This window comes from Escherichia sp. WS338 (assembly GCF_046486405.1).
Classification (GTDB): Bacteria; Pseudomonadota; Gammaproteobacteria; order Enterobacterales; family Enterobacteriaceae; genus Escherichia; species Escherichia coli.
This window is the reverse complement of the sequence record NZ_JBJQLL010000001.1, coordinates 161594-185837: the sequence shown is the minus strand read 5'-3', so window position 1 is coordinate 185837 and position 24244 is coordinate 161594. Positions and strand designations below refer to the sequence as shown.

General features: G+C 53.2%; 28 protein-coding genes. 9 read left to right on the top strand and 19 right to left on the bottom strand.

Annotated elements, in window-relative coordinates; translation table 11 throughout:
- The first annotated feature begins 84 nt into the window (after positions 1-84).
- The 3 genes from yrbN (at position 85) to mtr (ending at position 3445) form a co-directional block, all read left to right on the top strand.
- Positions 85-165, top strand: coding sequence for a protein YrbN (yrbN, locus tag ACJHWT_RS00935; protein ID WP_010723222.1), 81 nt, complete (start codon positions 85-87; stop codon positions 163-165).
- Positions 158-2047, top strand: coding sequence for an ATP-dependent RNA helicase DeaD (gene deaD / locus ACJHWT_RS00930; protein WP_001301504.1), 1890 nt, complete (start codon positions 158-160; stop codon positions 2045-2047). The genes yrbN and deaD overlap by 8 nt, the downstream gene beginning before the upstream one ends.
- A gap of 153 nt (positions 2048-2200) precedes the next feature.
- Positions 2201-3445 (top strand): tryptophan permease, encoded by a 1245-nt coding sequence (gene mtr, locus ACJHWT_RS00925; protein ID WP_000224345.1) that lies wholly within the window; start codon positions 2201-2203, stop codon positions 3443-3445.
- A 117-nt stretch (positions 3446-3562) separates the two neighbouring features.
- Here the strand turns inward: mtr and ACJHWT_RS00920 are convergent, their stop codons facing one another.
- The 3 genes from ACJHWT_RS00920 to ACJHWT_RS00910 form a co-directional block, all read right to left on the bottom strand.
- The gene (locus ACJHWT_RS00920; protein ID WP_000130373.1) at positions 3563-4570 is read right to left on the bottom strand and encodes a luciferase-like monooxygenase; all 1008 of its coding nucleotides are present in this window, start codon (positions 4568-4570) and stop codon (positions 3563-3565) included.
- Between the two features lie 80 nt (positions 4571-4650).
- Positions 4651-5529: a U32 family peptidase gene (locus tag ACJHWT_RS00915; protein WP_001318059.1), complete on the bottom strand. Its 879-nt coding sequence runs from the start codon at positions 5527-5529 to the stop codon at positions 4651-4653.
- Positions 5530-5537: 8 nt separating this feature from the next.
- Positions 5538-6533: a peptidase U32 family protein gene (locus ACJHWT_RS00910; RefSeq protein WP_001298771.1), complete on the bottom strand. Its 996-nt coding sequence runs from the start codon at positions 6531-6533 to the stop codon at positions 5538-5540.
- Positions 6534-6741: 208 nt separating this feature from the next.
- Between ACJHWT_RS00910 and ACJHWT_RS00905 the strand changes: the two genes are divergently transcribed.
- Both ACJHWT_RS00905 and ACJHWT_RS00900 read left to right on the top strand, forming a co-directional pair.
- A complete protein-coding gene (locus tag ACJHWT_RS00905; RefSeq protein WP_001318058.1) occupies positions 6742-7266 on the top strand; it encodes an SCP2 domain-containing protein in 525 nt (174 codons plus the stop codon).
- Positions 7260-7763 carry a GNAT family N-acetyltransferase gene (locus ACJHWT_RS00900; protein WP_000908554.1) on the top strand — a complete coding sequence of 168 codons (504 nt, stop codon included), beginning with the start codon at positions 7260-7262 and terminating at the stop codon, positions 7761-7763. The genes ACJHWT_RS00905 and ACJHWT_RS00900 overlap by 7 nt, the downstream gene beginning before the upstream one ends.
- Here the strand turns inward: ACJHWT_RS00900 and yhbQ are convergent.
- Entirely contained in the window at positions 7750-8052 is a 303-nt protein-coding gene (yhbQ, locus tag ACJHWT_RS00895; protein WP_000189301.1) for a DNA damage response exodeoxyribonuclease YhbQ, read from the bottom strand. The two genes, ACJHWT_RS00900 and yhbQ, sit on opposite strands and share 14 nt — an antisense overlap.
- Before the next feature lie 50 nt (positions 8053-8102).
- Here yhbQ and ACJHWT_RS00890 point away from each other — a divergent pair, with 50 nt between their 5' ends.
- Positions 8103-8546 (top strand): YhbP family protein, encoded by a 444-nt coding sequence (locus ACJHWT_RS00890; protein WP_000449457.1) that lies wholly within the window; start codon positions 8103-8105, stop codon positions 8544-8546.
- Here ACJHWT_RS00890 and yhbO read toward each other — a convergent pair.
- The gene (gene yhbO / locus ACJHWT_RS00885) at positions 8526-9044 is read right to left on the bottom strand and encodes a protein/nucleic acid deglycase (protein ID WP_001346703.1); all 519 of its coding nucleotides are present in this window, start codon (positions 9042-9044) and stop codon (positions 8526-8528) included. The two genes, ACJHWT_RS00890 and yhbO, sit on opposite strands and share 21 nt — an antisense overlap.
- Before the next feature lie 127 nt (positions 9045-9171).
- Between yhbO and ACJHWT_RS00880 the strand changes: the two genes are divergently transcribed.
- Positions 9172-9807: an NAD(P)H-binding protein gene (locus ACJHWT_RS00880; RefSeq protein WP_000084526.1), complete on the top strand. Its 636-nt coding sequence runs from the start codon at positions 9172-9174 to the stop codon at positions 9805-9807.
- A gap of 72 nt (positions 9808-9879) precedes the next feature.
- Positions 9880-10920 carry a permease gene (locus tag ACJHWT_RS00875; RefSeq protein WP_000147602.1) on the top strand — a complete coding sequence of 347 codons (1041 nt, stop codon included), beginning with the start codon at positions 9880-9882 and terminating at the stop codon, positions 10918-10920.
- Positions 10921-11032: 112 nt separating this feature from the next.
- On the opposite strand, the gene dolP is transcribed toward ACJHWT_RS00875, so the two are convergent.
- From dolP to lpoA, 4 genes are read right to left on the bottom strand one after another with little or no spacing between them, the layout of a single operon-like run.
- A complete protein-coding gene (gene dolP, locus ACJHWT_RS00870; protein WP_000646047.1) occupies positions 11033-11608 on the bottom strand; it encodes a division/outer membrane stress-associated lipid-binding lipoprotein in 576 nt (191 codons plus the stop codon).
- Positions 11609-11617: 9 nt separating this feature from the next.
- Positions 11618-12208 (bottom strand): DnaA initiator-associating protein DiaA, encoded by a 591-nt coding sequence (gene diaA, locus ACJHWT_RS00865; protein ID WP_001158035.1) that lies wholly within the window; start codon positions 12206-12208, stop codon positions 11618-11620.
- A gap of 19 nt (positions 12209-12227) precedes the next feature.
- On the bottom strand, positions 12228-12623 hold the full coding sequence (locus ACJHWT_RS00860) for a YraN family protein (protein WP_000246864.1): 396 nt from the start codon (positions 12621-12623) through the stop codon (positions 12228-12230).
- The gene (gene lpoA, locus ACJHWT_RS00855) at positions 12581-14617 is read right to left on the bottom strand and encodes a penicillin-binding protein activator LpoA (RefSeq protein WP_000249129.1); all 2037 of its coding nucleotides are present in this window, start codon (positions 14615-14617) and stop codon (positions 12581-12583) included. Before lpoA ends, ACJHWT_RS00860 begins: the two co-directional genes overlap by 43 nt.
- A 65-nt stretch (positions 14618-14682) precedes the next feature.
- Between lpoA and rsmI the strand changes: the two genes are divergently transcribed.
- Positions 14683-15546 (top strand): 16S rRNA (cytidine(1402)-2'-O)-methyltransferase, encoded by an 864-nt coding sequence (gene rsmI, locus ACJHWT_RS00850; protein WP_000809263.1) that lies wholly within the window; start codon positions 14683-14685, stop codon positions 15544-15546.
- Positions 15547-15595: 49 nt separating this feature from the next.
- Here rsmI and ACJHWT_RS00845 read toward each other — a convergent pair whose 3' ends face one another.
- The 10 genes from ACJHWT_RS00845 to agaW all read right to left on the bottom strand — a co-directional run bounded on the left by ACJHWT_RS00845 (position 15596) and on the right by agaW (position 24236).
- Entirely contained in the window at positions 15596-16363 is a 768-nt protein-coding gene (locus ACJHWT_RS00845) for a galactosamine-6-phosphate isomerase (RefSeq protein ID WP_001696235.1), read from the bottom strand.
- Positions 16364-17155: a PTS galactosamine transporter subunit IID gene (gene agaD, locus ACJHWT_RS00840; protein WP_000534351.1), complete on the bottom strand. Its 792-nt coding sequence runs from the start codon at positions 17153-17155 to the stop codon at positions 16364-16366.
- On the bottom strand, positions 17145-17948 hold the full coding sequence (gene agaC / locus ACJHWT_RS00835) for a PTS galactosamine transporter subunit IIC (RefSeq protein ID WP_000544489.1): 804 nt from the start codon (positions 17946-17948) through the stop codon (positions 17145-17147). The genes agaD and agaC overlap by 11 nt, the downstream gene beginning before the upstream one ends.
- A 38-nt stretch (positions 17949-17986) precedes the next feature.
- Positions 17987-18463 carry a PTS galactosamine transporter subunit IIB gene (gene agaB, locus ACJHWT_RS00830; RefSeq protein WP_000098039.1) on the bottom strand — a complete coding sequence of 159 codons (477 nt, stop codon included), beginning with the start codon at positions 18461-18463 and terminating at the stop codon, positions 17987-17989.
- A gap of 166 nt (positions 18464-18629) precedes the next feature.
- Positions 18630-19490 (bottom strand): tagatose-bisphosphate aldolase subunit KbaY, encoded by an 861-nt coding sequence (gene kbaY / locus ACJHWT_RS00825; RefSeq protein ID WP_000022773.1) that lies wholly within the window; start codon positions 19488-19490, stop codon positions 18630-18632.
- A 12-nt stretch (positions 19491-19502) separates the two neighbouring features.
- Positions 19503-20657, bottom strand: a complete 1155-nt coding sequence (locus ACJHWT_RS00820; RefSeq protein WP_284344191.1) for an AgaS family sugar isomerase — start codon at positions 20655-20657, stop codon at positions 19503-19505.
- A 349-nt stretch (positions 20658-21006) separates the two neighbouring features.
- A complete protein-coding gene (nagA, locus tag ACJHWT_RS00815) occupies positions 21007-22140 on the bottom strand; it encodes an N-acetylglucosamine-6-phosphate deacetylase (protein ID WP_001696234.1) in 1134 nt (377 codons plus the stop codon).
- A complete protein-coding gene (gene agaF / locus ACJHWT_RS00810) occupies positions 22137-22571 on the bottom strand; it encodes a PTS galactosamine/N-acetylgalactosamine transporter subunit IIA (protein WP_000948823.1) in 435 nt (144 codons plus the stop codon). The genes nagA and agaF overlap by 4 nt, the downstream gene beginning before the upstream one ends.
- Before the next feature lie 17 nt (positions 22572-22588).
- Positions 22589-23467, bottom strand: a complete 879-nt coding sequence (gene agaE / locus ACJHWT_RS00805) for a PTS N-acetylgalactosamine transporter subunit IID (RefSeq protein ID WP_001295548.1) — start codon at positions 23465-23467, stop codon at positions 22589-22591.
- Positions 23457-24236: a PTS N-acetylgalactosamine transporter subunit IIC gene (agaW, locus tag ACJHWT_RS00800; protein ID WP_000406214.1), complete on the bottom strand. Its 780-nt coding sequence runs from the start codon at positions 24234-24236 to the stop codon at positions 23457-23459. The genes agaE and agaW overlap by 11 nt, the downstream gene beginning before the upstream one ends.
- Positions 24237-24244: the final 8 nt, after the last annotated feature.

Below are 24244 nucleotides of genomic sequence, written 5' to 3'. Positions count from 1 at the left end.
ATCTTTTTTGATTGCCATCACCTTAACGGGTGAGGGCGTTGTTGTTCGTTAATACACCTACTTTGAGCCGGTTCACACTTTTCAATGAAAATTGCTGATCAATTTCATGATGAGTTATGTAGACTGGCCGCCATTAATTTTGAGGCACACGTACTACATGGCTGAATTCGAAACCACTTTTGCAGATCTGGGCCTGAAGGCTCCTATCCTTGAAGCCCTTAACGATCTGGGTTACGAAAAACCATCTCCAATTCAGGCAGAGTGTATTCCACATCTGCTGAATGGCCGCGACGTTCTGGGTATGGCCCAGACGGGGAGCGGAAAAACTGCAGCATTCTCTTTACCTCTGCTGCAGAATCTTGATCCTGAGCTGAAAGCACCACAGATTCTGGTGTTGGCACCGACCCGCGAACTGGCGGTACAGGTTGCTGAGGCAATGACGGATTTCTCTAAACACATGCGCGGCGTAAACGTGGTTGCCCTGTACGGCGGCCAGCGTTATGACGTGCAATTACGCGCCCTGCGTCAGGGGCCGCAGATCGTTGTCGGTACTCCGGGCCGTCTGCTGGATCACCTGAAACGTGGCACTCTGGACCTTTCTAAACTGAGCGGTCTGGTTCTGGATGAAGCTGACGAAATGCTGCGCATGGGCTTCATCGAAGACGTTGAAACTATTATGGCGCAGATCCCGGAAGGTCATCAGACCGCTCTGTTCTCTGCAACCATGCCGGAAGCGATTCGTCGCATTACCCGCCGCTTTATGAAAGAGCCGCAGGAAGTGCGCATTCAGTCCAGCGTGACTACCCGTCCTGACATCAGCCAGAGCTACTGGACTGTCTGGGGTATGCGTAAAAACGAAGCACTGGTACGTTTCCTGGAAGCGGAAGATTTTGATGCGGCGATTATCTTCGTTCGTACCAAAAACGCGACTCTGGAAGTGGCAGAAGCCCTTGAGCGTAACGGCTACAACAGCGCCGCGCTGAACGGTGACATGAACCAGGCGCTGCGTGAGCAGACACTGGAACGACTGAAAGATGGTCGTCTGGACATCCTGATTGCGACCGACGTTGCGGCCCGTGGCCTGGACGTTGAGCGTATCAGCCTGGTAGTTAACTACGATATCCCGATGGATTCTGAGTCTTACGTTCACCGTATCGGTCGTACTGGTCGTGCGGGCCGTGCTGGCCGTGCGCTGCTGTTCGTTGAGAACCGTGAGCGTCGTCTGCTGCGTAACATTGAACGCACCATGAAGCTGACCATTCCGGAAGTTGAACTGCCGAACGCAGAACTGCTGGGCAAACGTCGTCTGGAAAAATTCGCCGCTAAAGTACAGCAGCAGCTGGAAAGCAGCGATCTGGATCAATACCGTGCACTGCTGAGCAAAATTCAGCCGACGGCAGAAGGTGAAGAGCTGGATCTCGAAACTCTGGCCGCCGCACTGCTGAAAATGGCACAGGGTGAACGTACTCTGATTGTTCCGCCAGATGCGCCGATGCGTCCGAAACGTGAATTCCGTGACCGTGATGACCGTGGTCCGCGCGATCGTAACGACCGTGGCCCGCGTGGTGACCGTGAAGATCGTCCGCGTCGTGAACGTCGTGATGTTGGCGATATGCAGCTGTACCGCATTGAAGTGGGCCGCGATGATGGTGTTGAAGTTCGTCATATCGTTGGTGCGATTGCTAACGAAGGCGACATCAGCAGCCGTTACATTGGTAACATCAAGCTGTTTGCTTCTCACTCCACCATCGAACTGCCGAAAGGTATGCCGGGTGAAGTGCTGCAACACTTTACACGCACTCGCATTCTCAACAAGCCGATGAACATGCAGTTACTGGGCGATGCACAGCCGCATACTGGCGGTGAGCGTCGTGGCGGTGGTCGTGGTTTCAGTGGCGAACGTCGTGAAGGTGGTCGTAACTTCAGCGGTGAACGCCGTGAAGGTGGTCGTGGTGATGGTCGTCGTTTTAGCGGCGAACGTCGTGAAGGCCGCGCTCCGCGTCGTGATGACTCTACCGGTCGTCGTCGTTTCGGTGGTGATGCGTAATCATCGCTGAACAGCGAACACAATCTGTAAAATAATATATACAGCCCCGATTTTTACCATCGGGGCTTTTTTTCTGTCTTTTGTACTCGTGTACTGGTACAGTGCAATGCATAACAACGCAGTCGCACTATTTTTCACTGGAGAGAAGCCCTCATGGCAACACTAACCACCACCCAAACGTCACCGTCGCTGCTTGGCGGCGTGGTGATTATCGGCGGCACCATTATTGGCGCAGGGATGTTTTCTCTGCCTGTGGTCATGTCCGGGGCGTGGTTCTTCTGGTCAATGGCGGCGCTGATCTTTACCTGGTTCTGTATGCTGCATTCCGGCTTGATGATTCTGGAAGCTAACCTGAATTACCGAATCGGTTCGAGCTTTGACACCATCACCAAAGATTTGCTGGGCAAAGGCTGGAACGTGGTCAACGGCATTTCCATTGCCTTTGTGCTCTATATCCTGACCTATGCCTATATTTCTGCCAGCGGTTCGATTCTGCATCATACCTTCGCAGAGATGTCATTGAACGTCCCGGCACGGGCAGCTGGATTTGGTTTTGCACTACTGGTGGCGTTTGTGGTGTGGTTGAGCACCAAAGCGGTCAGCCGGATGACGGCGATTGTGCTGGGGGCGAAAGTCATTACGTTTTTCCTCACCTTCGGTAGCCTGCTGGGACATGTGCAGCCTGCGACATTGTTCAACGTCGCCGAAAGCAATGCGTCTTATGCACCGTATCTGCTGATGACGCTGCCATTCTGTCTGGCATCGTTTGGTTATCACGGTAACGTGCCGAGCCTGATGAAGTATTACGGCAAAGATCCGAAAACCATCGTGAAATGCCTGGTGTACGGTACGCTGATGGCACTGGCGCTGTATACCATCTGGTTGCTGGCGACGATGGGCAACATCCCTCGTCCGGAGTTTATCGGCATCGCCGAGAAGGGCGGTAATATTGATGTGCTGGTACAGGCATTAAGCGGCGTGCTGAACAGCCGTAGCCTGGACCTTCTGCTGGTCGTGTTCTCAAACTTTGCGGTAGCAAGTTCGTTCCTCGGCGTAACGCTGGGTTTGTTTGACTATCTGGCAGATCTGTTTGGTTTCGACGACTCGGCTATGGGCCGTTTGAAAACAGCGTTGCTGACCTTTGCCCCGCCTGTTGTGGGTGGTCTGCTATTTCCGAACGGATTCCTGTATGCCATTGGTTATGCTGGCTTAGCAGCTACTATCTGGGCGGCAATTGTACCGGCGCTGTTGGCCCGCGCATCGCGTAAACGCTTTGGCAGCCCGAAATTCCGCGTCTGGGGCGGCAAGCCGATGATTGCGCTGATTCTGGTGTTTGGCGTTGGCAACGCACTGGTGCATATTTTATCGAGCTTTAATTTGCTGCCGGTGTATCAGTAATCAGCGGTGCCTTATCCGACATTTCTGCTGCCTACACAATGCCTGATGCGCTTCGCTTATCAGGCCTACGTAGGACAGCGTTGCCATCTCGGATAAGGCTTCCTACGTTAAAACACACTACCCCAACAACTCTTCCTTCACATCCATCGCCAGCTCAAACGAATGCAGGCGTGCCTGGTGGTCGAAAATCTGCCCGTTAACCATAATCTCATCGGCGTCGGTTTCGCGCAGGATCGACTGCAAGCCATGACGCACTTTCGCTTTATCACCTACCAACGACATACTCAGCGCCTGCTGCACGCCATACTGCTCAGACGGTGACCAGAACTGATCCATATTTTGAATCGGTGGCGGTAGTTGTCCGGTTTCGCCACGGCGTAGTTTCACAAAGGCTTGCAGCATTGAGGTAAACAGAAATTCAGCGTCGCGGTTGCTGTCGGCAGCGATAATATTGATGCACACCATCGCGTATGGTTTTTCCAGTCGTGCCGACGGTTTGAAGTTGCTGCGATAAAGATGCAGCGCCTGGAACAACATATCCGGCGCGAAGTGTGAGGCAAACGCAAACGGCAGACCAAGCTGCGCCGCCAGTTGCGCGCTGTAAAGGCTGGAGCCTAACAACCACACGGGGATTTTCTCGCCATAGCCTGGTACCGGGCGCACATGCGGATTGGGATCGCGGGCGTCAAACCAGTCCACCAGCTCCGCGACATCGCGGGGGAAATTATCAATATCACCGCTCATATGACGACGTAGTGCCATCATGGTTCGCTGGTCACTACCCGGCGCACGACCCAGCCCCAAATCGATTCGCCCCGGATAGAGCGTATTAAGCGTGCCGAACTGTTCGGCGATCACCAATGGTGAGTGGTTAGGCAACATCACGCCGCCAGACCCCAGATGCAGCGTAGTGGTATTCGCCGCCAGATAGCCAATCAAAACTGATGTTGCAGCACTGGCAATGCCGGTCATATTGTGGTGTTCCGCCAGCCAGTAGCGATGATAGCCGCGCTTTTCAGCCAGACGGGCGAGGTCGAGAGAGTGGGAGAACGCTTCCCGCGCTGAAGAGCCTTCGGGAATGGGGGCCAGATCGAGTAGCGAAAACGCAATGGTTTTATCAGTCATAACAGCTCACTTTGTTACTGATTAATCTTTAATACTGCATTAAAGAGTAGTTAAAGTTGTTAACAAAGTGAGCTATTTACTTAGGCTTGCAGCTCCAGCCCGGCCAGCCGCCGCCAGTAGCCGTTACAATCGCTGTTTGCCGTCAACGGCAGTGGTGCAGCGCCATTTTCATTGGCGCGGAAGGCGTCGAGTATCGCGAAAGTGTCAGTACCCTGCGGTGACAGGCGGACCACATCGACCAGCCCCTGCATGGATGCCAGCTCGTTACCGAGGTTGTAAACGTAGCCGCTCATGGTCTGAATGCCATTGAGTACAAACACTTGTTGGTTTTCCTGCGATAGCACGTTGCGCCCGTTCGGATACTTAATGCAGCAGGTTTCACACTCATCTTTCGGGCGGTCTTCCGAACGCGCGGTAAAGCAGCGGGCGGAGTAGGCCAGCGGCAGATGACCGTAGCTCAGGACTTCCACTTCAAACTGGTTGCGAATGCCCAGCTCATCGCACTGATTAAGCAGATTCACCAGCCAGTCGCGGGAAAGCTCCACCGGCATACACCAGCGCATCATGCCCTGTTTGAGCAATATTTTCAGTGTCACCGCGTTGTAGCAGTTCAGCGCGTGCCCGGCGACGAACGGCAGTTTGCGTTCAGCGCACATATTCACCACGCCGAGATCGCTGGCTTCAATCAGAAACTCACCGTTCTCAACATACCGTTTCAGTTCGCCCAGTTCTGAGGATGCCTGCACCAGCGCCAGCGTGGAGAGCACAATCTGCTTACCACTTCCGGCGAGTGATTTTGCCATCTCCAGCCAGTCGCCAACTTTGGTTGCCCGGCGCTTGCTGCATACCGCTTCACCAAGATAAATCACGTCGGCGCTGCTGGCGGCGGCCTGCTGATAAAATTCTTCCAGCGTCTCTTTTGGCCAGTACCACAGCACTGGCCCTAAGGAATATTTCATTGCTTTTCTCACTGCCATTTACGGTGATACGCGCCAAGGGTGGTCTGCGTGCCTTCGGACATCGACCCGAGCGTCTCCATCCACGCGCTTTGCGGTATGAAGTTTTGCGGATCGGCCTTACAACGGTCGATAGCCTGACGCCAGACTTTCGCCACCTGGCTGACATACGCCGGGCTACGCTGGCGGCCTTCAATTTTCACCGAAGCAATATTCGCTGCCATTAACTCCGGCAGCAGTTCCAGGGTATTGAGACTGGTGGGTTCTTCCAGCGCGTGATAGCGCTCGCCGTCCACCAGATAACGCCCTTTACACAGCGTCGGATAACCTGCGTTTTCGCCATCCTGATAACGGTCGATCAGCACTTCGTTCAGGCGAGATTCCAGTCCCTGCGGCGTTTGCTGCCAGCGCACGAAACGGGCCGGAGAACACGCGCCCACGGTGTTGGGCGACTCACCCGTCAGATACGACGACAGATAGCAACGGCCTTCCGACATAATGCACAGGCTGCCGAAAGCAAACACTTCCAGCGGGACAGGTGTGACCCGTGCCAGTTGTTTCACCTGATGAATCGACAACACGCGCGGCAGCACCACGCGGGCAACGTCAAAATGGCGATGATAAAAGTTAATCGCCTCTTCATTGGTCGCCGAAGCCTGCACTGACACATGACGCTCAATATGCGGGTAACGCTCGGCGGCGTACTCCAGCATGGCGAGGTCGGCGAGGATCAGCGCGTCGGCACCCAACTGCGCCGCCATATCCACGGCGCGCTGCCAGCGGGCGTAACCGTCCGGATGCGCAAAAGTGTTAATCGCGATGTGAAGTTTGCGGCGATGTTGATGGACAAAACTCACCGCTTCCTGCAATTTTTTCTCGGTAAAGTTAAGGCCGGCGAAGTGACGGGCATTGGTATCATCTTTTAGCCCGATATAAACAGCATCTGCGCCGTTTTCGATGGCCGCCTTAAGCGCCGGGAGATTTCCGGCAGGGCAGAGCAGCTCCATAATTTTTCCTGAAGGTTGCGCTATCAAAGCGCAAAAATGTTAACGAACTGGGATTTTAGTTAACCTTGCTGCGACAATTTTTGATTTAAGGCAGTTAAAGTTGTATTGGTGGTAGCAGCAATTTCATATGGAATTGTTGATTTATACCGCTATGTTATTTTTCTGATATGGCAAAATAGGATGATTGTTGAAACAGGGAGTAAAACTCGTGTTGGATAAACTGCGTTCCCGTATTGTGCATTTGGGGCCATCTCTGTTGAGTGTACCGGTAAAACTGACGCCATTTGCGCTAAAACGCCAGGTTCTTGAGCAGGTCTTAAGCTGGCAATTCCGCCAGGCGTTGGATGATGGCGAGCTGGAGTTTCTTGAAGGCCGCTGGTTAAGTATTCATGTGCGTGATATTGACCTGCAATGGTTTACCTCGGTGGTGAATGGCAAACTGGTCGTTAGCCAGAACGCGCAAGCTGATGTGAGTTTTAGTGCCGACGCCAGCGATCTGCTGATGATTGCGGCGCGTAAACAAGATCCGGATACGCTCTTCTTCCAGCGTCGGCTGGTAATTGAAGGCGATACGGAGCTGGGGCTGTATGTGAAAAACCTGATGGACGCCATTGAACTGGAGCAAATGCCGAAAGCCTTACGCATGATGCTGCTGCAACTGGCGGATTTTGTTGAGGCGGGAATGAAAACCGCGTCTGAAACCAAACAGACATCGGTAGGTGAACCATGCTAATTCGAGTAGAAATTCCCATTGATGCGCCGGGTATTGATGCCCTGCTGCGTCGTTCATTCGAAAGTGATGCGGAAGCGAAGCTGGTTCACGATCTGCGTGAAGATGGCTTTCTGACGCTGGGGCTGGTGGCGACAGATGACGAAGGTCAGGTCATTGGCTATGTGGCATTTAGTCCGGTTGATGTGCAGGGCGAAGACCTGCAATGGGTCGGCATGGCACCGCTGGCGGTAGATGAAAAATACCGTGGACAGGGGCTGGCACGCCAACTGGTCTATGAAGGACTCGATTCGCTTAATGAGTTCGGCTATGCCGCAGTGGTGACGCTGGGCGATCCGGCGCTGTACAGCCGTTTCGGCTTTGAACTGGCGGCACATCACGATCTGCGTTGCCGCTGGCCGGGCACTGAAAGTGCCTTCCAGGTACATCGTTTAGCGGATGACGCGCTGAACGGTGTAACTGGTCTGGTTGAGTATCACGAGCACTTCAATCGCTTTTAATCTTTGGGGTTTGCAGGCTGCTCAACAGTTCTGCAAACCCTGCGCCTTCCGCTACCAGACGCTCTTTTTGCCGTTTGGTCAGTTGCTTAACGCGATATTCCGCCCGTAGTGCCAGCGAACGATCGCCCACTGGCGCGGAAAACGCCAGCGTTAGTTCTCCTTTCCCGCGCAGTGCTTTCGCCCCTTTGCCGCTTTGGTGCTGCTGATAGCGGCGTTCGACATCTGTGGTGATCCCGGTATAAAGCTTATCGTCGGCGGTACGGATCAAGTAAAGAAACCAGGGTGTCATCGTCTGCGTCGCATGTTAAGGTCAGGCCCACAGTATAAAAGAGAACAGCAATGGAAACACTCACCGCCATCAGCCGTTGGCTGGCAAAACAACATGTTGTCACCTGGTGTGTGCAGCAGGAAGGGGAACTCTGGTGCGCTAATGCCTTTTATCTTTTTGATGCGCAGAAAGTCGCCTTCTACATTTTGACGGAAGAAAAAACGCGCCACGCGCAGATGAGTGGGCCGCAGGCGGCAGTTGCCGGAACGGTAAACGGTCAGCCGAAAACGGTAGCGTTAATTCGCGGCGTGCAATTTAAAGGCGAGATCCGCAGGCTTGAAGGTGAGGAAAGCGACCTTGCGCGCCAGGCGTACAATCGCCGCTTTCCGGTTGCCAGAATGCTGTCGGCCCCGGTGTGGGAAATCCGGCTCGATGAAATCAAATTCACCGACAACACGCTGGGCTTTGGTAAAAAAATGATCTGGCTACGTAACTCAGGCACCGAGCAGGCGTAATGCCTCGCGGTTAAACGCTGGCAGATCGTCCGGTGTACGGCTGGTAACCAGCTGATCTTTATCGACCACCACTTCCTGATCGTAAAATTCCGCGCCCGCGTTTTTAACATCAATAATGATCGGTTTAACGGCAGTCAGTTTGCGCCCCCGAATCACATCGGCGCTGATCAGCAGCTGCGGACCGTGACAGATGGCGAAAACAGGTTTGCCGCTATTCACAAAATCACGGGTGAAAGTGACAAAACGGTTGTCGCCACGCAGATAATCCGGTGAATGGCCGCCCGGTAGCAGCAGGGCATCAAACTCCGCTGGCGTCACTTCATCGATGGATTTATCGATGGCCACGCTGGCTTCTCCTTTTTTGCCTTTCACCGTTTTACCCGCTTGTTTTTCAATGGTAATCACTTCGTGTCCGGCTTTACGGAACTCGTCTGCGGGTGAAGTAAATTCTGAATCCTCAAATTCATCAGTGATTAAAACGGCAATTTTCTTACTCATGCTTCCTCCGCGTTGTTGCATTGGATGAGGCGAATTTCCCACAATCGGGGATAATTACCTCGTAGACTATTAAGCCTGGTGCATGAGCCGGGGAGCGCAAGGCAGACAATTCTGTAAAGGAGCGAAGATGAGCCAGGTACTGATTACAGGCGCAACGGGGCTGGTGGGTGGTCACCTGCTGCGGATGTTGATTAATGAACCGAAAGTTAACGCCATAGCCGCGCCGACGCGACGTCCGTTGGGCGATATGCCCGGTGTGTTTAATCCCCATGATCCGCAACTGACCGACGCGCTGGCGCAGGTCACCGATCCCATCGACATTGTGTTTTGTTGTCTCGGCACCACGCGGCGAGAAGCGGGGAGTAAAGAGGCGTTTATTCATGCCGATTACACGCTGGTGGTGGATACCGCATTAACCGGGCGGCGGCTCGGTGCGCAGCATATGCTGGTGGTCAGTGCTATGGGTGCTAATGCCCACTCGCCGTTTTTCTATAACCGCGTCAAAGGGGAGATGGAAGAAGCATTAATCGCCCAGAACTGGCCGAAATTGACCATTGCTCGCCCGTCGATGTTACTGGGCGATCGTAGCAAACAGCGGATGAACGAAACGCTTTTTGCGCCGCTGTTCCGTTTGTTACCGGGTAACTGGAAATCCATTGATGCGAGAGACGTGGCGCGGGTCATGCTGGCAGAGGCGATGCGGCCTGAGCATGAAGGTGTGACGATTTTAAGCTCTTCAGAATTACGCAAAAGAGCTGAATAATTATTCCCAAGAATTGATAGTGAGCGTAATATTCACGCGCTCAATTATCATAACTTATTCCTGGGGAATGCTATGACTGGTCAGTCTTCATCTCAGGCGGCAACGCCCATTCAGTGGTGGAAACCCGCGCTTTTCTTTCTCGTTGTCATTGCTGGTCTCTGGTATGTGAAATGGCAACCTTACTACGGCAAAGCGTTTACTGCTGCCGAAACCCACAGTATCGGTAAATCTATCCTTGCGCAGGCGGATGCTAATCCGTGGCAGGCGGCGTTGGATTACGCGATGATCTATTTCCTCGCGGTATGGAAAGCGGCGGTGCTGGGGGTGATCCTCGGTTCGTTGATTCAGGTGCTGATCCCGCGTGACTGGTTGCTTCGTACGCTTGGGCAATCGCGCTTTCGCGGCACGCTGCTGGGAACGCTGTTTTCGCTGCCGGGCATGATGTGTACCTGCTGTGCGGCTCCGGTCGCGGCGGGAATGCGTCGCCAACAGGTGTCGATGGGCGGTGCGCTGGCATTCTGGATGGGGAATCCGTTGTTAAACCCGGCGACGCTGGTGTTTATGGGGTTCGTCCTCGGCTGGGGTTTTGCGGCGATTCGTCTGGTGGCGGGGCTGGTGATGGTGTTGCTGATTGCGACGCTGGTGCAAAAATGGGTGCGTGAAACACCGCAAACGCAGGCACCGGTCGAAATTGACATACCGGAAGCACAGGGAGGATTTTTTAGCCGCTGGGGCAGGGCGCTATGGACGCTTTTCTGGAGTACGATCCCGGTTTACATCCTTGCAGTACTGGTGTTGGGTGCCGCTCGCGTGTGGTTATTCCCCCATGCTGATGGTGCTGTCGATAACAGCCTGATGTGGGTGGTGGCGATGGCGGTAGCAGGATGCTTGTTTGTCATTCCCACGGCAGCAGAAATTCCGATTGTACAAACGATGATGCTGGCAGGTATGGGAACTGCTCCGGCGCTGGCATTGTTGATGACGCTCCCGGCGGTGAGTTTGCCGTCACTGATTATGCTGCGCAAAGCGTTCCCGGCGAAAGCCTTATGGCTGACGGGGGCGATGGTGGCAGTGTCTGGTGTGATTGTCGGCGGGCTGGCGCTGTTGGTTTGATTTGAGGGAAAACATGTCGGATGCGGCGTAAACGCCTTATCCGACCTACGGTTTGCATCGTTGTAGGCCTGATAAGACGCTGCAAGCGTCGCATCAGGCATTACAAGGGCTGCTATTTAATAAACGTAAACGCCGTGGTTACCCGCTTCACGCCGCTTACCCGGCTGGCAATATCAGCCGCCGCTTTCGCTTCACGTTCAGTCACTAGCCCCATCAGGAACACTTCACCGTTTTCGGTGGTCACTTTCACGTTGGACGATTTCACCAGGTCGCTGGTTAAGAGCTGCGAACGCACTTTGGTGGTGATCCACGTATCGTTAGACGCTTCGCCCAGACCAATCGGCTGGCCCTGACGAATCTCGTTATACACTTCGTTGGCACCGTCTACGCCCATAGCAATCTGTTTGGCGCGAGCCGAAAGTTCAGCGTTTGGTGACTGCCCAACCAGCAGCACTTTGCCCTGATAGGCCGTGACATTAATGCGCGCTTCTTTCTTAATTTGTTCGTCTTTCGACAATGCGCTGTTCACGCGCACTTCCAGGGTACCATCGTCCACCTGGGTGCCGACACTGCGTGGGTCAGTTGCGGCTTTGGTACCTACAGCAGCGGTACCCACTACGGCAGCGGCAACACAACCTTGCAACAGCAGCGCGGAAAGAAGGACTGCGATTGGCGATAATGCCTTCATGTATTCTCCTTAAACATCCTGGTGAGGGAAAAGCGTGTTATCGATCAGATCGCACAGGCAATTTACCGTCAGCATATGCATTTCCTGAATGCGAGCACTACGATGCGAAGGAATGCGGATCTCCACATCCTGTGGCCCTAACAAACCTGCAAGTTCACCGCCGTCATAGCCGGTTAATGCCACAATGGTCATATCACGCGTAACGGCAGCTTCTACCGCTTTTACAATATCGCGGCTGTTGCCACGGGTGGAAATGGCTAACAATACATCTCCCGCATGACCCAGCGCCCGCACCTGTTTTGCATACACTTCATCATGTAAGCGATCGTTGGCAATCGCCGTTAAGACAACATTATCAGTATTTAGTGCAATGGCAGGTAAGCTGGGCCGCTCCGTTTCGAAACGGTTGATCATGCTGGCAGCAAAATGCTGTGCATTGGCAGCGGAAGTTCCATTACCACAACAGAGGATTTTGTTGCCATTGAGCAGAGACTGAACCAGCGTCATAGCTGCACGCGAGATGGCATCCGGAAGCGCCTCTGCCGCCGCAATTTGAGTTTGAATGCTTTCAGTGAAGCAAGCTTTAATTCTTTCTTGCACGCTAATCCTTAAACCTTAATTATGAGTGGTCATTAAAGGCATCCTTAATCCACTCAACCTCATTCCCGGTGAAGGCTACCACATCGAACCGGCAATCCACAGTATCAAAACTCCCATTATGACGCGCGAGCCACAAGCGGGCAGTCTGTAATAATTTGTGTTGTTTGCTGCGGGTCACACTGGCTGCCGCGCCGCCATAAAGCGCAGAGCGGCGGTAACGCACCTCGACAAAAACGGTGATCCGGCCTTCACGCATTATCAGATCGATCTCGCCGCCACGCTCGTTCACGTTAGCGGCGATAAACCGCAGTCCTTTGCCTTCCAGCCAGCGACGCGCTTGTGCTTCCCACACATCGCCGGTCTGTTTGGTGGTTAACTGGCGGGGACTACCTGACCTTGTTGGTACTGTAGCCATGATAACTTCCTGTTAATCACGCAATCCGGGTTAGCCGTCAGACTTCCGGTATTACCGTTGATTTCAAAACCCTGAACCTGGCGCATTTGTGAGAAATGATTTGCCAACGACCAGGCATCGACGCCCATCGCATACATGCGAGCCAGCGAATAATCGTTGTTCACCGCGCTGAGCGCCTGCTGCATTAACGGCAGATTACCGCCTGCCAGCATCGGGATTTCGCTATACTGCAAGCCTTCCATCTCCAGACGGAAATCCGGGCCTGCGGTGCCTTGTGCGCTGCGGGAACTGGCGTACAGCGTTGCACCGCTCTGGCTACCGTTACGCATGGCGATCATCGGTTTGATAAAAGCGATTTCACCCGGCGTTGCCACAATGTACACCGCATCGACACGACCGCCATTATTGGTGAACTGGTCATCGGTTGGCGTGGTTTGCAGCGTTGGATTGTTGGTCGTCATGCCGGAGTCGGTTGTCGCTCTGGGAGTAATCGGGCTACCCGTTAAAGCAATACCAGAACCGCCGTTAACACCCGCGCGTAATTCGCTGGTGGAACCAAATTTTTGTTGCAGAACGGTGCCGCCGCCCAGTTTCTGCCACTCTTGCGCAAACGCATTGGCTACGCGGTCGCCCAATGAACTGCGTGGGATCAGCACCAGCGGCGCTTGTTTACCCTGGTCACGAATATGACGCGCTGCATCGCGCGCTTCGTCTTCCGGTGAAAGCGCGAAGTAACAAATATTGACGCGGTTTTCGATGTTCTCCGGCTGGTTCAGTGCCAGCACGTTCAGCGGGGTGTTGCTCTTCAGCAACTCTTCAACGTTATTTTTCAGCAACGGACCGACCACAATACTCGCACCATCCTGCTGAACCTGGCTTAAGATCTGGCTAAGTGGTTGTGATGAGGTATCGTAGATTTTCAGCTCTGCGGATGGATTTGCGGGTGCGCTTACCGCTGCGGTGCTTGTCGCCGGGGCGCTTACAGGTACCGGCTGGGCCGCAGGCTGTTCACCGGTCAGCTCGCTAACCGAAGCTTGTGCCGGGCTGGCAACGCCATCCACGGTTTGCGGCTGAGGTTGTTCTGCTACGTCTGCGGCAGGTGCGGCTGCTACCTGGGCCGCCACTGGCTGAGTGCCGATATTTTTCGCCGCTTCAAAGCCTTGCTGAATAGTGCGACCAAATACCGCTGCCTGGCCATTCAGCGGCAACAGCAGGGCGATTTTGTTGGTCGATGCGGGTTTAAACGCTTTTACGTTAACCAACTGCGTTGGCAGCATTTTCGCGCCCGGGTTGTTCGGATAACGTTTCTGCCAGTCGGCGATCCCAGCTTTCATCATGTCAGGATCGTTACGGTTATCAAACCAGACGCGCTGCAGATCCAGCCAGCCTTGCAGAATATTTTCGTCGGCGTTGATCACCAGCGTATTCGCCTGCTCCTGAGTCATGGAGGAGAGCGCCTGCCATGTGGCGTCAATATTCTGCTGCTTTTCTTTCGCACCGAGCAGCGGTTCCTGAGCAATTAACGCGCGCAGTAAATCAATGGAAGGACGCCCCTGGCTGGCATCGATTTTTGCCTGCCAGTAACGGGCTTGCTGGTTTTGTTCTAAATCGGCAGGTGTGATTTTCGCCAGCAAGTTTTGCGCGCCAGCAAAATCTTTCTGCGCCAGTTTAATCTCTGCCGCCAGCAGTGTTTTCTCGCGACGCTGAGAATCGTTCAGTTCTTGCGGTAGTTGGTTAAACAACTCCACCGCCTGTCCGGTTTTACCTTCTTTCACCAGTGCACGAATGGCGAGTAATTGCCAGTTGATCCTGGTATCATCAGAACTTTGCTGCATCTGTTGCAGGTAAAAGGCAGAATCAGCCTGCGCCGTGCCCTGCATATAAGCAGTGGACTGATCGGGAGTATGGGTGCCACAACCGGCGAAAATCAGGGCTGCCAGAACAACAGGCAGACAACGCGCGGCTTTCAAACGAGAAAATGTTGAGGGTACCATAATGTATCCAGTGATATTTTTTTTTACGCAATGCTCAATATTAAATCGGCAATACGGACGACACAATGAAACAACACCAATCGGCGGATAATTCTCAGGGCCAGCTTTACATTGTACCGACGCCAATCGGCAATCTGGCGGATATCACCCAGCGTGCGTTGGAGGTATTACAGGCCGTTGATCTGATTGCCGCCGAGGATACGCGTCACACCGGTTTATTGCTGCAACATTTTGGGATTAATGCTCGGTTGTTTGCGCTGCACGACCATAACGAACAACAAAAAGCCGAAACGCTGCTGGCGAAGCTGCAAGAGGGGCAAAACATTGCGCTGGTTTCCGATGCCGGAACGCCGCTAATTAACGATCCTGGCTACCATCTGGTGCGTACCTGCCGTGAAGCGGGGATTCGCGTGGTGCCGCTACCCGGGCCGTGTGCTGCTATCACTGCGTTAAGCGCCGCGGGTTTACCATCCGATCGTTTTTGTTATGAAGGCTTTTTACCTGCCAAATCAAAAGGCCGCCGTGATGCGCTAAAAGCCATTGAAGCGGAGCCGCGCACGCTGATTTTTTATGAATCTACCCACCGTCTGTTAGATAGCCTGGAAGATATCGTTGCGGTATTAGGCGAATCCCGCTACGTCGTTCTGGCGCGTGAGCTGACCAAAACCTGGGAAACCATTCACGGCGCGCCCGTTGGCGAGCTGCTGGCGTGGGTCAAAGAAGATGAAAACCGTCGCAAAGGCGAAATGGTACTGATTGTCGAAGGCCATAAAGCACAGGAAGAAGACTTACCCGCCGATGCTCTGCGCACGCTGGCGCTGTTGCAGGCAGAACTGCCGCTGAAAAAAGCGGCGGCGCTGGCAGCAGAAATTCACGGCGTGAAGAAAAATGCGCTGTATAAGTATGCGCTGGAGCAGCAGGGAGAGTGATTACAGGCGTCGCAGCAGGAATAGCGTTGCAACGCCTGTAGCAGGCGAGTTAACGACGACACATCTCATCAATCATGCATGTGAAATAGTTATGCAGCCATAAAAATGAAGCCGGGATAGCGGTAGAGACTTTAGCCGTGAGAAAACGTTCTGTCGCATCCTGCTTTCCTTCGCCAGTCACCAGTAACAAAACTTCGCGGGCATTGAGAATATCCTTCAGGCCTAAGGTGATCCCACGAGTCACAGGACGGCCCGCGGTTTTTAACATCTCATGTTGCTGTGTTCTGGCATCAAGTTGACTGATATGGCAGGCCGGTTGCAGGCTTTCTCCCGGTTCGTTCAGCCCAAGATGACCGTTTTTCCCCAATCCGAGAACGCATAAATCCAGACCGCCTTTGCGCGCAATCAGGTTCGTTACCCGTTCGCACTCTGTCTCATTTATCTCTTCGGAGCGAAAGCTGATGAGCTGGTCTTCACGTAGCCCCAGCGGCTGCACGATATGCTGTTGCAGGAAAGTTTCGCAGGTACCAGGCATCGTTAATGGCAGATCCACCCATTCGTCGAGCTTCACGAAGGTGAGATGGCTGACATCAACCTGCTGCTGGTGGATTTTTTCTACCAGATAATGATACGTCAGTAATGGCGTGGCTCCGGTCGCCAGGCAAATCACGGCATCCGGTTTGCTACGGATCACGGCCAATAAATATTCGCTGGCACGTTCACTTAACGCCGTATAGTTTTCAACTTGTTGAAGGGTTTGCACAGGATGAAATTCCTTAAGTAAAGAGGCACCGCCAGACGCGGTGCCTCGTTCCATTTACAAAATGCCGAATGCAGAACAAACAATAGAAAGAACAAACGTCACGCCGATTAACAGCACCGGATGCGCTTTTTTCACCCGCAGGAAGTAATACATCAGCAGGGTGTAGGCCATCGGTAAAATATTCGGGAAGACTTTATCGAAGAAATCCTGCTGCAGCGCGACGCTGTGGGTACTGTCGATGGCAAACGATGTCACCACGTTAATATGCACATACGAAGCGATCAGCCCGCCGATTACTGTGATCCCGAGGATGGTTGCCGAACGGGCAATCATCTGCGAGTTCTCTCGCACTTTATCGATCGCCTTCACGCCGACTGAATAACCGACGTGGGTCCAGCCGACGCGCAGGAAAAAGATAAGCAGGTAAACGGCGAAAAATAGAATCGGCCCCAGCAGGTTTCCCTGACTGGCAAACGATGAGCAAATCCCCGCCATAATCGGCAACAAAGTGAACCAGAAAATCGCATCGCCAATCCCGGCGATTGGGCCAAACAGTGCCACTTTGAGGCCTTTAATGGTGTCGCGGTTTTCTCCTTTTTCTTCCATCGAAATTAATAACCCCATCAGGAATCCGACCAGATTAGGGTGGGTATTAATAAATTCGAGGTTATCTTTCATCGCCGCGCTTAGGCCCGGTTTGTCGTCCTTATAAATCTTTTTCAGGATCGGCAACATCGCCCAGGTAAAACCGCCTGCCTGCATCCTTTCGTAGTTAAAGCTTGCTTGTAGCAGTGACGAACGAAAGCCCAGACGGGTGATATCTTTTTTACTGATTTCAGATCCCATTGCTGTAGTCCTCTTCTTCATTTTTACTGGCAACGGGCTGCGGTTGCGCTTGCTGCCGGGATTTCGCATTGAAAAACTCATACACCGCAAAGCCTGCGCCCAGTACGGCAACCGGCAACAGGTTGCTGACCTGGATGTAGCAAACGAACAGGAAACCGGCGATCAGATAAGGGATATATTGCGCTTTGAACATCACGCGCAGCAGCAAGCCAAAACCAACGGCAGGCAGAATACCGCCAGCCACTTCAAAGCCGTGGGTCAGCCAGGCGGGCATCGCTTTCACCAGCGCCTGCATCGCCCCTTGTGCCAGGTAAGTACAGAGGAAAGCAATCACCGCATACGCTGAAGCGACGATGAGCATCGTTGTCCAGTTAAGTCGGGAAAACGCTGCCGTATCCGCCTCTTTTGCGCATTTATCGGCTTTGGTCATAAATAATGAGAAAGCGGAATAGAAGAACAGAATGACGTACTGCATTAACAAACTAAACGGCAGGCCAAGACCAATTGCCGTTTTGGCATCAACGCCCGTAGACCATGCAATGACAGTGGTCATCAGACCCGCCATAATCGGGTTGGGCGGCTGAACACCACCTGCAGGGGTTAATCCGGCGAAAGCCAACTCTGTCAGGCCACCGGTAATTAAGCCAGTCTGAATATCACCGAGAATAGCACCTGTAAGGGTACAAACGATTATCGGGCGGAATAAAAATAAGGCTTCCAGCCAAAAATCAATCCCCAGAACGAAAACTAACGCCGCCAGGGATAATCCCTGGAGTAGGGTTATTTCATGCATTTTTATTACCTCAAACCAATATTAAGGCGATTTTAGATTTAGTCAGGGATTTGTTCTTTTTGATCGCCAGGGACGTCCTGAATGAAAACATTCACGCCACGTTGTTTAATAAAACGTAAGTCCGTGAGATCCTGGTCATCGACATAAACTTTACTGCTGATTTGCTTTTTCCCTTCCGAGAAATGCATATTGCCGATGTTGACATCTTTCAGGTCAATACCACCTTCTACCAATTTACGTACCGTTTGTGGCGTACGGCAAATCAGGAAGATCTTTTGATGCGGTGCAGCTTTGCCGATGACGTTAATGGTTTTTTCGATAGTAAAGAAACGAATGCCAAAGCCGTAGGTTTCTGCGGTAATACTCATTAATTTCTGTTGAATATCATCGTTAGCGACAACATCATCCACGACTACCAGCAGATTCGCACCGATGGTGGATGTCCAGGTCACGCCAACCTGACCGTGAACCAGACGGTTATCAATACGGGTTAAGAGAATATTTGGACTGCTCATTGTGTGATCCTCACCATAAAGTTGAATAATATAATTTTTTTAAATATATTATTGTTGCGATATTTTACTGATGTATTTATTAAGGTTTAGTTATCTCCTTTACCATTAAGGCACTCCCCGATATTAATCGGGAAGTACATTGGGATAAATCATAAAAAACTAATGATTATGCTGAAATTCGATTCGCTGAACCACAGACATTAATTTTATTTCTGACAACTTCTTTCATCGCATCCATACCGACGCGCATATAATAACGAGGATCATTACCCTGTGGATTTTCCGCAAACCAGGCTTTAACCGCGCCAGCGAAGGCTATTTTTAATTCTGTGGCAACGTTCACTTTTGTGACGCCAAGTTCAATAGTGCGACGGACAAATTCATCCGGGACATCGCTGGCACCATGCAGCACCAGAGGAACATCCACCACTTCACGAATTTCCGCCAGCCGCTGGAAATCAATCTTCGGCGTTTTGCTGTATAAGCCGTGCGCCGTACCAATCGCTACCGCCAGGCTGTCGACGCCAGTCAGTTCGACAAAGCGTTTAGCTTCTTGTGGATCGGTTAGGAATGCACTTTCGGCGTCAACGCTCATGTCATCTTCAACACCGCCCAGGCGGCCCAGTTCTGCTTCCACGCTGCAATCCTGTGAGTGGCAGAAGTCGACAACCGATTTCACCAGCTTCACGTTCTCGTCAAACGGGAAGTGGCTGCCGTCGATCATCGCACTGCGCACGCCTGCGTGGACTTTGCGGCGAATATCATCCAACGATTCGTGGTGGTCGAGATGCAGCGCCAGTGGCATGTTGTAGGTTGTGGAATAGGCACTACACAGGGCGTAGATCTCTTCCAGCGCGATATGTTTAAAGGTCCCCGGCGTCCCGGCGAGGATCACCGGCGATCGCATTTCACTGCACACTTCGAGGATCGCCTGGATCGTCTCGGCGTTATGAATGTTAAAAGCAGGCACCGCGTAGCCATTGGCCTGGGCGTCCTGTAACAGATATTTGGTGGAGATAATGCTCATAATGCGATCCTCTTATGCCTGCCACGGATGAATGATTACGCCTTGCACCACGCGGTTAACGGTGCCACTGGCTGATGGGGTATCCGGCGTATTACCCATGTGCAGCGACTGCATCAGTGCAAATGTCTGGGCGTACATCAGGAAGCAAAATGCCTGCTCAACGTCGATAAAGTGACGGGACGGCGGCAGGATGATATGTGGACCGGCGGTAATAACGTCGTTGCTTTCCGCGGCGATGGCGATTACGCGCAATGCCTGGTTATCGCGGCGGAGTTCTGCCAGCAGATCAAGATCATACTGACGGGTGTAAGGGTGGCTGGAGACAAACACCACCACCAGCGTTTCGTTATCGACCAGCGATTTCGGGCCATGACGGAATCCGGTCGGGGAATCATAAAAGGCCGCCAGTTTACCCGCCGTCAGTTCCAGTACTTTCAGCGCCGACTCGCGTGCTGCGCCCTGTAAGCCACCGCTGCCGAGATAAACGATCCGTTTCCACGGTGAGTAACCAAACACACCTTCGCTGAAATCGCCCAGTGAGGTCAGGATCGCCTGGCAACGATCCGCTACGTCGCGGAAGCTCTGGCTGTTGATCGTCTCAGGTGCGAAAACCGCGAGGCAGCTGACCATCATGGTGGTAATGCTGCTGGTCATCGCAAAGCCGCGGTCGTGCGTTTCTGCAGGCATCAGTAGGGCAAACGCGTTGTCGCTGTTGATCGCGTTTTGGTAAAGAGCGCCCGCTTCGTTGCAGGTGATCGGCAGGTGATAGCACTCGGGTACAAATTGATTTGCCAGTTCCACGGCGGCGACGCTTTCCGGGCTGTTGCCGGATCGACCGAAGGAGATCAACAGCAGCGGATGAGCTGGATTCAGGTAGTCCATCGGATTAGTGACCAGATCGGTGGTCGGTACGGCGCTGAAGTTTTTACCGGTATGACTGGCGAGCCACGGCGTGATGATGTCACCGATAAATGCCGAGGTTCCGGCTCCGGTCAGGATGATTTGCAGATTCTCTTTGCGCAGTAACGGTTCAAGGAAGTTATTGAGCGCGGAACGTAGCGCGTCGATGTTGGTGAGTGAACGGATCCATGCGCGAGGCTGATGGCGGATCTCTTCTTCAGTCCATGTACCGGTTGCGGCAGCAGCAGGGGTGTAATTTTCTGGCATAACTCAATCCTTAGTCTGATGAACTTGACGTCGGCGTTGTCGCTTTCGTTTGCCTTTCGTTTCATTTCACTTGGTGATTTCTTTCGTTGGTTAAAATCTATAGAAAAGAAACTGAAAGTTCAATGGAGAAAAAGGAAATAAAACGAAATCTGTGATCGTTGAAAGAAAAGACAAGGGAAGTAAAAGGGATTGCTGGATGCGGCGTAAATACTTTATCCGGCCTTACGGTCACCAACCGTAGGTCGGATAAGGCGCATTAGCGTCGCATCCGACACCGCTGCACAGATCAAAACGAAAGAAAAAGAAAGGCCTTACGGGGGAAGTGAAGGCCCAATAAAGGAGCAAACCATCAAAACGAAGCTAATTGACCCTGAATCCTGATTTGTTGCACATGCAGCCCGCTATCCAGCGCAACGACGCTGGCGCGTTTGCCCGGTTTAAGCGATCCCAGAACATCATCAACACCCAGCATACGCGCCGGATGCAGCGATGCCATATGGATGGCTTCCGCAGGCGTTACACCCGCCAACTCAACCATGTTGCGCACTGCCGCATCAACAGACAGCGTACTGCCCGCCAGCCCACCGGACGCGGTACGGACAACGCCACCGTGCATCTGCACTTCTTCGCCACATAACGTATAGCGACCATCCGGCATCCCGGCTGCCTGCATCGCGTCGGTGATCAGCACGATTCTCTCTTTCGCACAGCAACAACACAGCGACATCGCCGCCGGATGCACATGATGACCATCGGCTATCAGTTCCAGCCAGGCGCGCTTGTCCGTTAATCCCGCGCCAACCATTCCCGGTTCGCGGTGATGTAAACCTGTCATCCCGTTATAGCAATGCACCAGGCCGTCGGCACCAGCATCAAACGCGGCGCGGGTTTGTTGCCAGGTCGCCGCGCTATGCCCCAGCATCACCCTTACGTTTTGCTGTTTAAGATGGCGGATGGCCTGCAATGCCCCTTCTTTTTCCGGTGCCAGCGCCACCACGCGCAAGGTGTGCTGAGAAACGGCAATCAATTGATCCAGCTCGGCAATTTCCAGCTCGCGAAACAGCTCCGGCGGATGCGCGCCTTTATTCTGCGGCGTGAAGTACGGTCCTTCGAGATAACTCCCCAGTATTTGTGCACCAGGTCCGCCGCGTTGGCAACGTTGAGCAATACGTTCCAGCGCCGCATGAATGGTATTAAGCGGCGCGGTTACGGTGGTCGGTAACCAACTGCCGACACCTTCGCGTGCTTTGTGCATTGCCAGCTTGTCGAGCACATCCAGCGCGTCATCCATTACATCAACGCCCGCACCACCGTGTACATGGGTGTCGATGTAAGCGGGGCAGAGCAGTTCCGCATCGCGTTCAGTCACGCCCACTGGAATCGGTTCGATTTCTGCGATTACACCGTCAGCAATACGCAACTGATGGTCATCGAGCCATCCCTCTTCAGTCAGCAGCCTTCTGGCGCGCAAAACGGGTGTCATATTCCTTCCTCGACCGGACATTCCTCATGGCAGCGGCCTAACTCGTCCACCAGACTGGTCAGCCCACGATGTCCACACTCCAGCGCCTGCACACGAAACTCTTCACCGCTTAACCCTTCGCGCTCCAGCACCATCTCCAGTAGCAGTTGCAAATTGGTGCCGGTAATCACTTCACAGCCCAGTTTTTGCATCGCCAGCGTTGAAGCTACGCGAAACGGCGTGCCGCCCAGCAAATCCGTCAGAAAAACAATGCCGTCTTCACAATCCAGTTGGGCGATGGCCTCTTCAAGCTGCGATGTAAGCAGCGCGGTGCTTGAGGTTTCCGGAAAATCGATGGCAATAAACTGCGATTGCTCGCCGAGGATTTGCTTCATTGCTTTTTCCATGCCACTGGCAAACCCGCCATGCCCTGTCAAAATAATACTTAACATCTAATACCTCATTGTATTTAAAGGAAATGGCAGAATTTACCGACGATGCCGAGAACCACGGTCACTGCAATCAGGCGCAGCGGACTCCAGCCGCGGCGTACCAGCCAGAACATGGTCAGGGTGTAGACCAGCGGTAAGAAGGCTGGCATCAGTTTGTCGATAACATCAGCCTGTAACTTAACCACTGCGTCGCCAGCGGTGATTTCCAGCGTGGTGCTTAAACGAACATAGGTTGCCACCAGCGCGCCGATTACCGTCATCCCAACGATTGACGCAGCATGGCCGACTTTTTTGGTATTCGCTTTAATGAGTGGAATCGCCGCCACGCCCATGCGGTAAGCATAATGCGCCAGACCAAAACGCAGCCCCAGGTGTACCACGTTGAACAGCACAATAAAGACGACTGCGCCAAGAATAGAGCCTTGTAGCGCGAGGCTTGCGCCTATCCCGCCACAAATCGGCAGTAGCGTTAGCCAGAACATCGCATCGCCAATCCCGCCGAGCGGCGCACCGACGGCAATTTTGGTGCTCTGAATACTGTTAACGTCCTGCTTAGAACGCTCCATCGCAAGGATAATGCCGATAACAAACGTCACCAGAAACGGATGGGTATTGAAGAAACCCATATGCCCCTTCATGGCGCGCGCCAGGTCGCGTTTATTAGTGTGGATCTTTTTCAGAGCAGGCAGCAGACCGTACAACCAGCCAGAAGCCTGCATACGTTCGTAGTTAAAAGACGCTTGTAACAGCATGGAACGCCAGGCGACGCGGTTGATATCTTTTTTCGTCAGCTCTGCGCCAATGCTCTGATCTTCATACACGTTTTCATTGACGCCTGTCAGCAGTGTTTCTTCGTTTTCACTGACGTTCGGCAGGGTGGTTTGATTAGATGCCATCTTCAAATTCCTCTTTCTGTGCCGCAGGTTGAGTCGGTTCAGGAGATTTACGCAGCAGGTCGATCAGCGCCATCGCCAGCGCGGCGGCAGCAATAGCCAGCACCGGTAACTTGAGCCAGGCTGCGGCAACAAAGCCCAGGATGAAGTAGGGGATGTAGACGTTTTTCATCATGATTTTCAGCAGCACGGCAAAACCGATTGCTGGCATGATGCCGCCCGCGACGCCGAGGCCGTCGATTAATCGTTGCGGCAGGACATCAATGATGGTTTTGGCATGTTCTGCGCCGAAGTAGATAGGCAGGAAAGCGCAGAGAAAATAGAAAGTGCCGAGTGCCAGCAGTGCCAGATAGTTCACGCGTTCAATGCCGCGAGTATCGGCGTTCTCCGCCATCCGGTCGCAGCGGGACATCACGCCAGACATCACCGAGAACAGGAAGGTAATCCCCATCTGTACTGCGACAGCGAAAGGTACGGCGACACCGACCGCGACATCGGGTTTCACGCCAGTAGTAATGGCAAACGCCGTGCCGACGATAGTACCGATAATCACGTTAGGCGGCTGTGCGCCCGCCAGCGGGGCCAGCCCCATCCACACCAGTTCCAGCGTACCGCCGGTTAAAATACCGGTATGCAGATCGCCAAGTACCAGCCCGACCAACGGGCCGAGGACCACCGGGCGGTGCATATGGGTTAGGCCGTTAAACATATCCAGGCCAGCGATAAAGGCGATAATGCCCAACGCGAATGCCTGCAACAGACTGATTTCCATGATGAATC

Coding starts and splice junctions, on each gene's coding strand:
- ACJHWT_RS00920 (WP_000130373.1), bottom strand. CDS start 4,570: ATGACTGATAAAACCATTGCGTTTTCGCTACTCGATCTGGCCCCCATT.
- kbaY (WP_000022773.1), bottom strand. CDS start 19,490: ATGAGCATTATCTCCACCAAATATCTGTTACAGGACGCCCAGGCCAAT.
- agaB (WP_000098039.1), bottom strand. CDS start 18,463: ATGAGCAGTCCAAATATTCTCTTAACCCGTATTGATAACCGTCTGGTT.
- mtr (WP_000224345.1), top strand. CDS start 2,201: ATGGCAACACTAACCACCACCCAAACGTCACCGTCGCTGCTTGGCGGC.
- ACJHWT_RS00845 (WP_001696235.1), bottom strand. CDS start 16,363: ATGGAACGAGGCACCGCGTCTGGCGGTGCCTCTTTACTTAAGGAATTT.
- ACJHWT_RS00910 (WP_001298771.1), bottom strand. CDS start 6,533: ATGGAGCTGCTCTGCCCTGCCGGAAATCTCCCGGCGCTTAAGGCGGCC.
- ACJHWT_RS00880 (WP_000084526.1), top strand. CDS start 9,172: ATGAGCCAGGTACTGATTACAGGCGCAACGGGGCTGGTGGGTGGTCAC.
- ACJHWT_RS00900 (WP_000908554.1), top strand. CDS start 7,260: ATGCTAATTCGAGTAGAAATTCCCATTGATGCGCCGGGTATTGATGCC.
- yhbO (WP_001346703.1), bottom strand. CDS start 9,044: ATGAGTAAGAAAATTGCCGTTTTAATCACTGATGAATTTGAGGATTCA.
- agaW (WP_000406214.1), bottom strand. CDS start 24,236: ATGGAAATCAGTCTGTTGCAGGCATTCGCGTTGGGCATTATCGCCTTT.
- ACJHWT_RS00890 (WP_000449457.1), top strand. CDS start 8,103: ATGGAAACACTCACCGCCATCAGCCGTTGGCTGGCAAAACAACATGTT.
- ACJHWT_RS00820 (WP_284344191.1), bottom strand. CDS start 20,657: ATGCCAGAAAATTACACCCCTGCTGCTGCCGCAACCGGTACATGGACT.
- nagA (WP_001696234.1), bottom strand. CDS start 22,140: ATGACACCCGTTTTGCGCGCCAGAAGGCTGCTGACTGAAGAGGGATGG.
- yrbN (WP_010723222.1), top strand. CDS start 85: ATGAAAATTGCTGATCAATTTCATGATGAGTTATGTAGACTGGCCGCC.
- agaC (WP_000544489.1), bottom strand. CDS start 17,948: ATGCATGAAATAACCCTACTCCAGGGATTATCCCTGGCGGCGTTAGTT.
- ACJHWT_RS00875 (WP_000147602.1), top strand. CDS start 9,880: ATGACTGGTCAGTCTTCATCTCAGGCGGCAACGCCCATTCAGTGGTGG.
- deaD (WP_001301504.1), top strand. CDS start 158: ATGGCTGAATTCGAAACCACTTTTGCAGATCTGGGCCTGAAGGCTCCT.
- rsmI (WP_000809263.1), top strand. CDS start 14,683: ATGAAACAACACCAATCGGCGGATAATTCTCAGGGCCAGCTTTACATT.
- ACJHWT_RS00915 (WP_001318059.1), bottom strand. CDS start 5,529: ATGAAATATTCCTTAGGGCCAGTGCTGTGGTACTGGCCAAAAGAGACG.
- yhbQ (WP_000189301.1), bottom strand. CDS start 8,052: ATGACACCCTGGTTTCTTTACTTGATCCGTACCGCCGACGATAAGCTT.
- agaD (WP_000534351.1), bottom strand. CDS start 17,155: ATGGGATCTGAAATCAGTAAAAAAGATATCACCCGTCTGGGCTTTCGT.
- agaE (WP_001295548.1), bottom strand. CDS start 23,467: ATGGCATCTAATCAAACCACCCTGCCGAACGTCAGTGAAAACGAAGAA.
- agaF (WP_000948823.1), bottom strand. CDS start 22,571: ATGTTAAGTATTATTTTGACAGGGCATGGCGGGTTTGCCAGTGGCATG.
- lpoA (WP_000249129.1), bottom strand. CDS start 14,617: ATGGTACCCTCAACATTTTCTCGTTTGAAAGCCGCGCGTTGTCTGCCT.
- ACJHWT_RS00860 (WP_000246864.1), bottom strand. CDS start 12,623: ATGGCTACAGTACCAACAAGGTCAGGTAGTCCCCGCCAGTTAACCACC.
- dolP (WP_000646047.1), bottom strand. CDS start 11,608: ATGAAGGCATTATCGCCAATCGCAGTCCTTCTTTCCGCGCTGCTGTTG.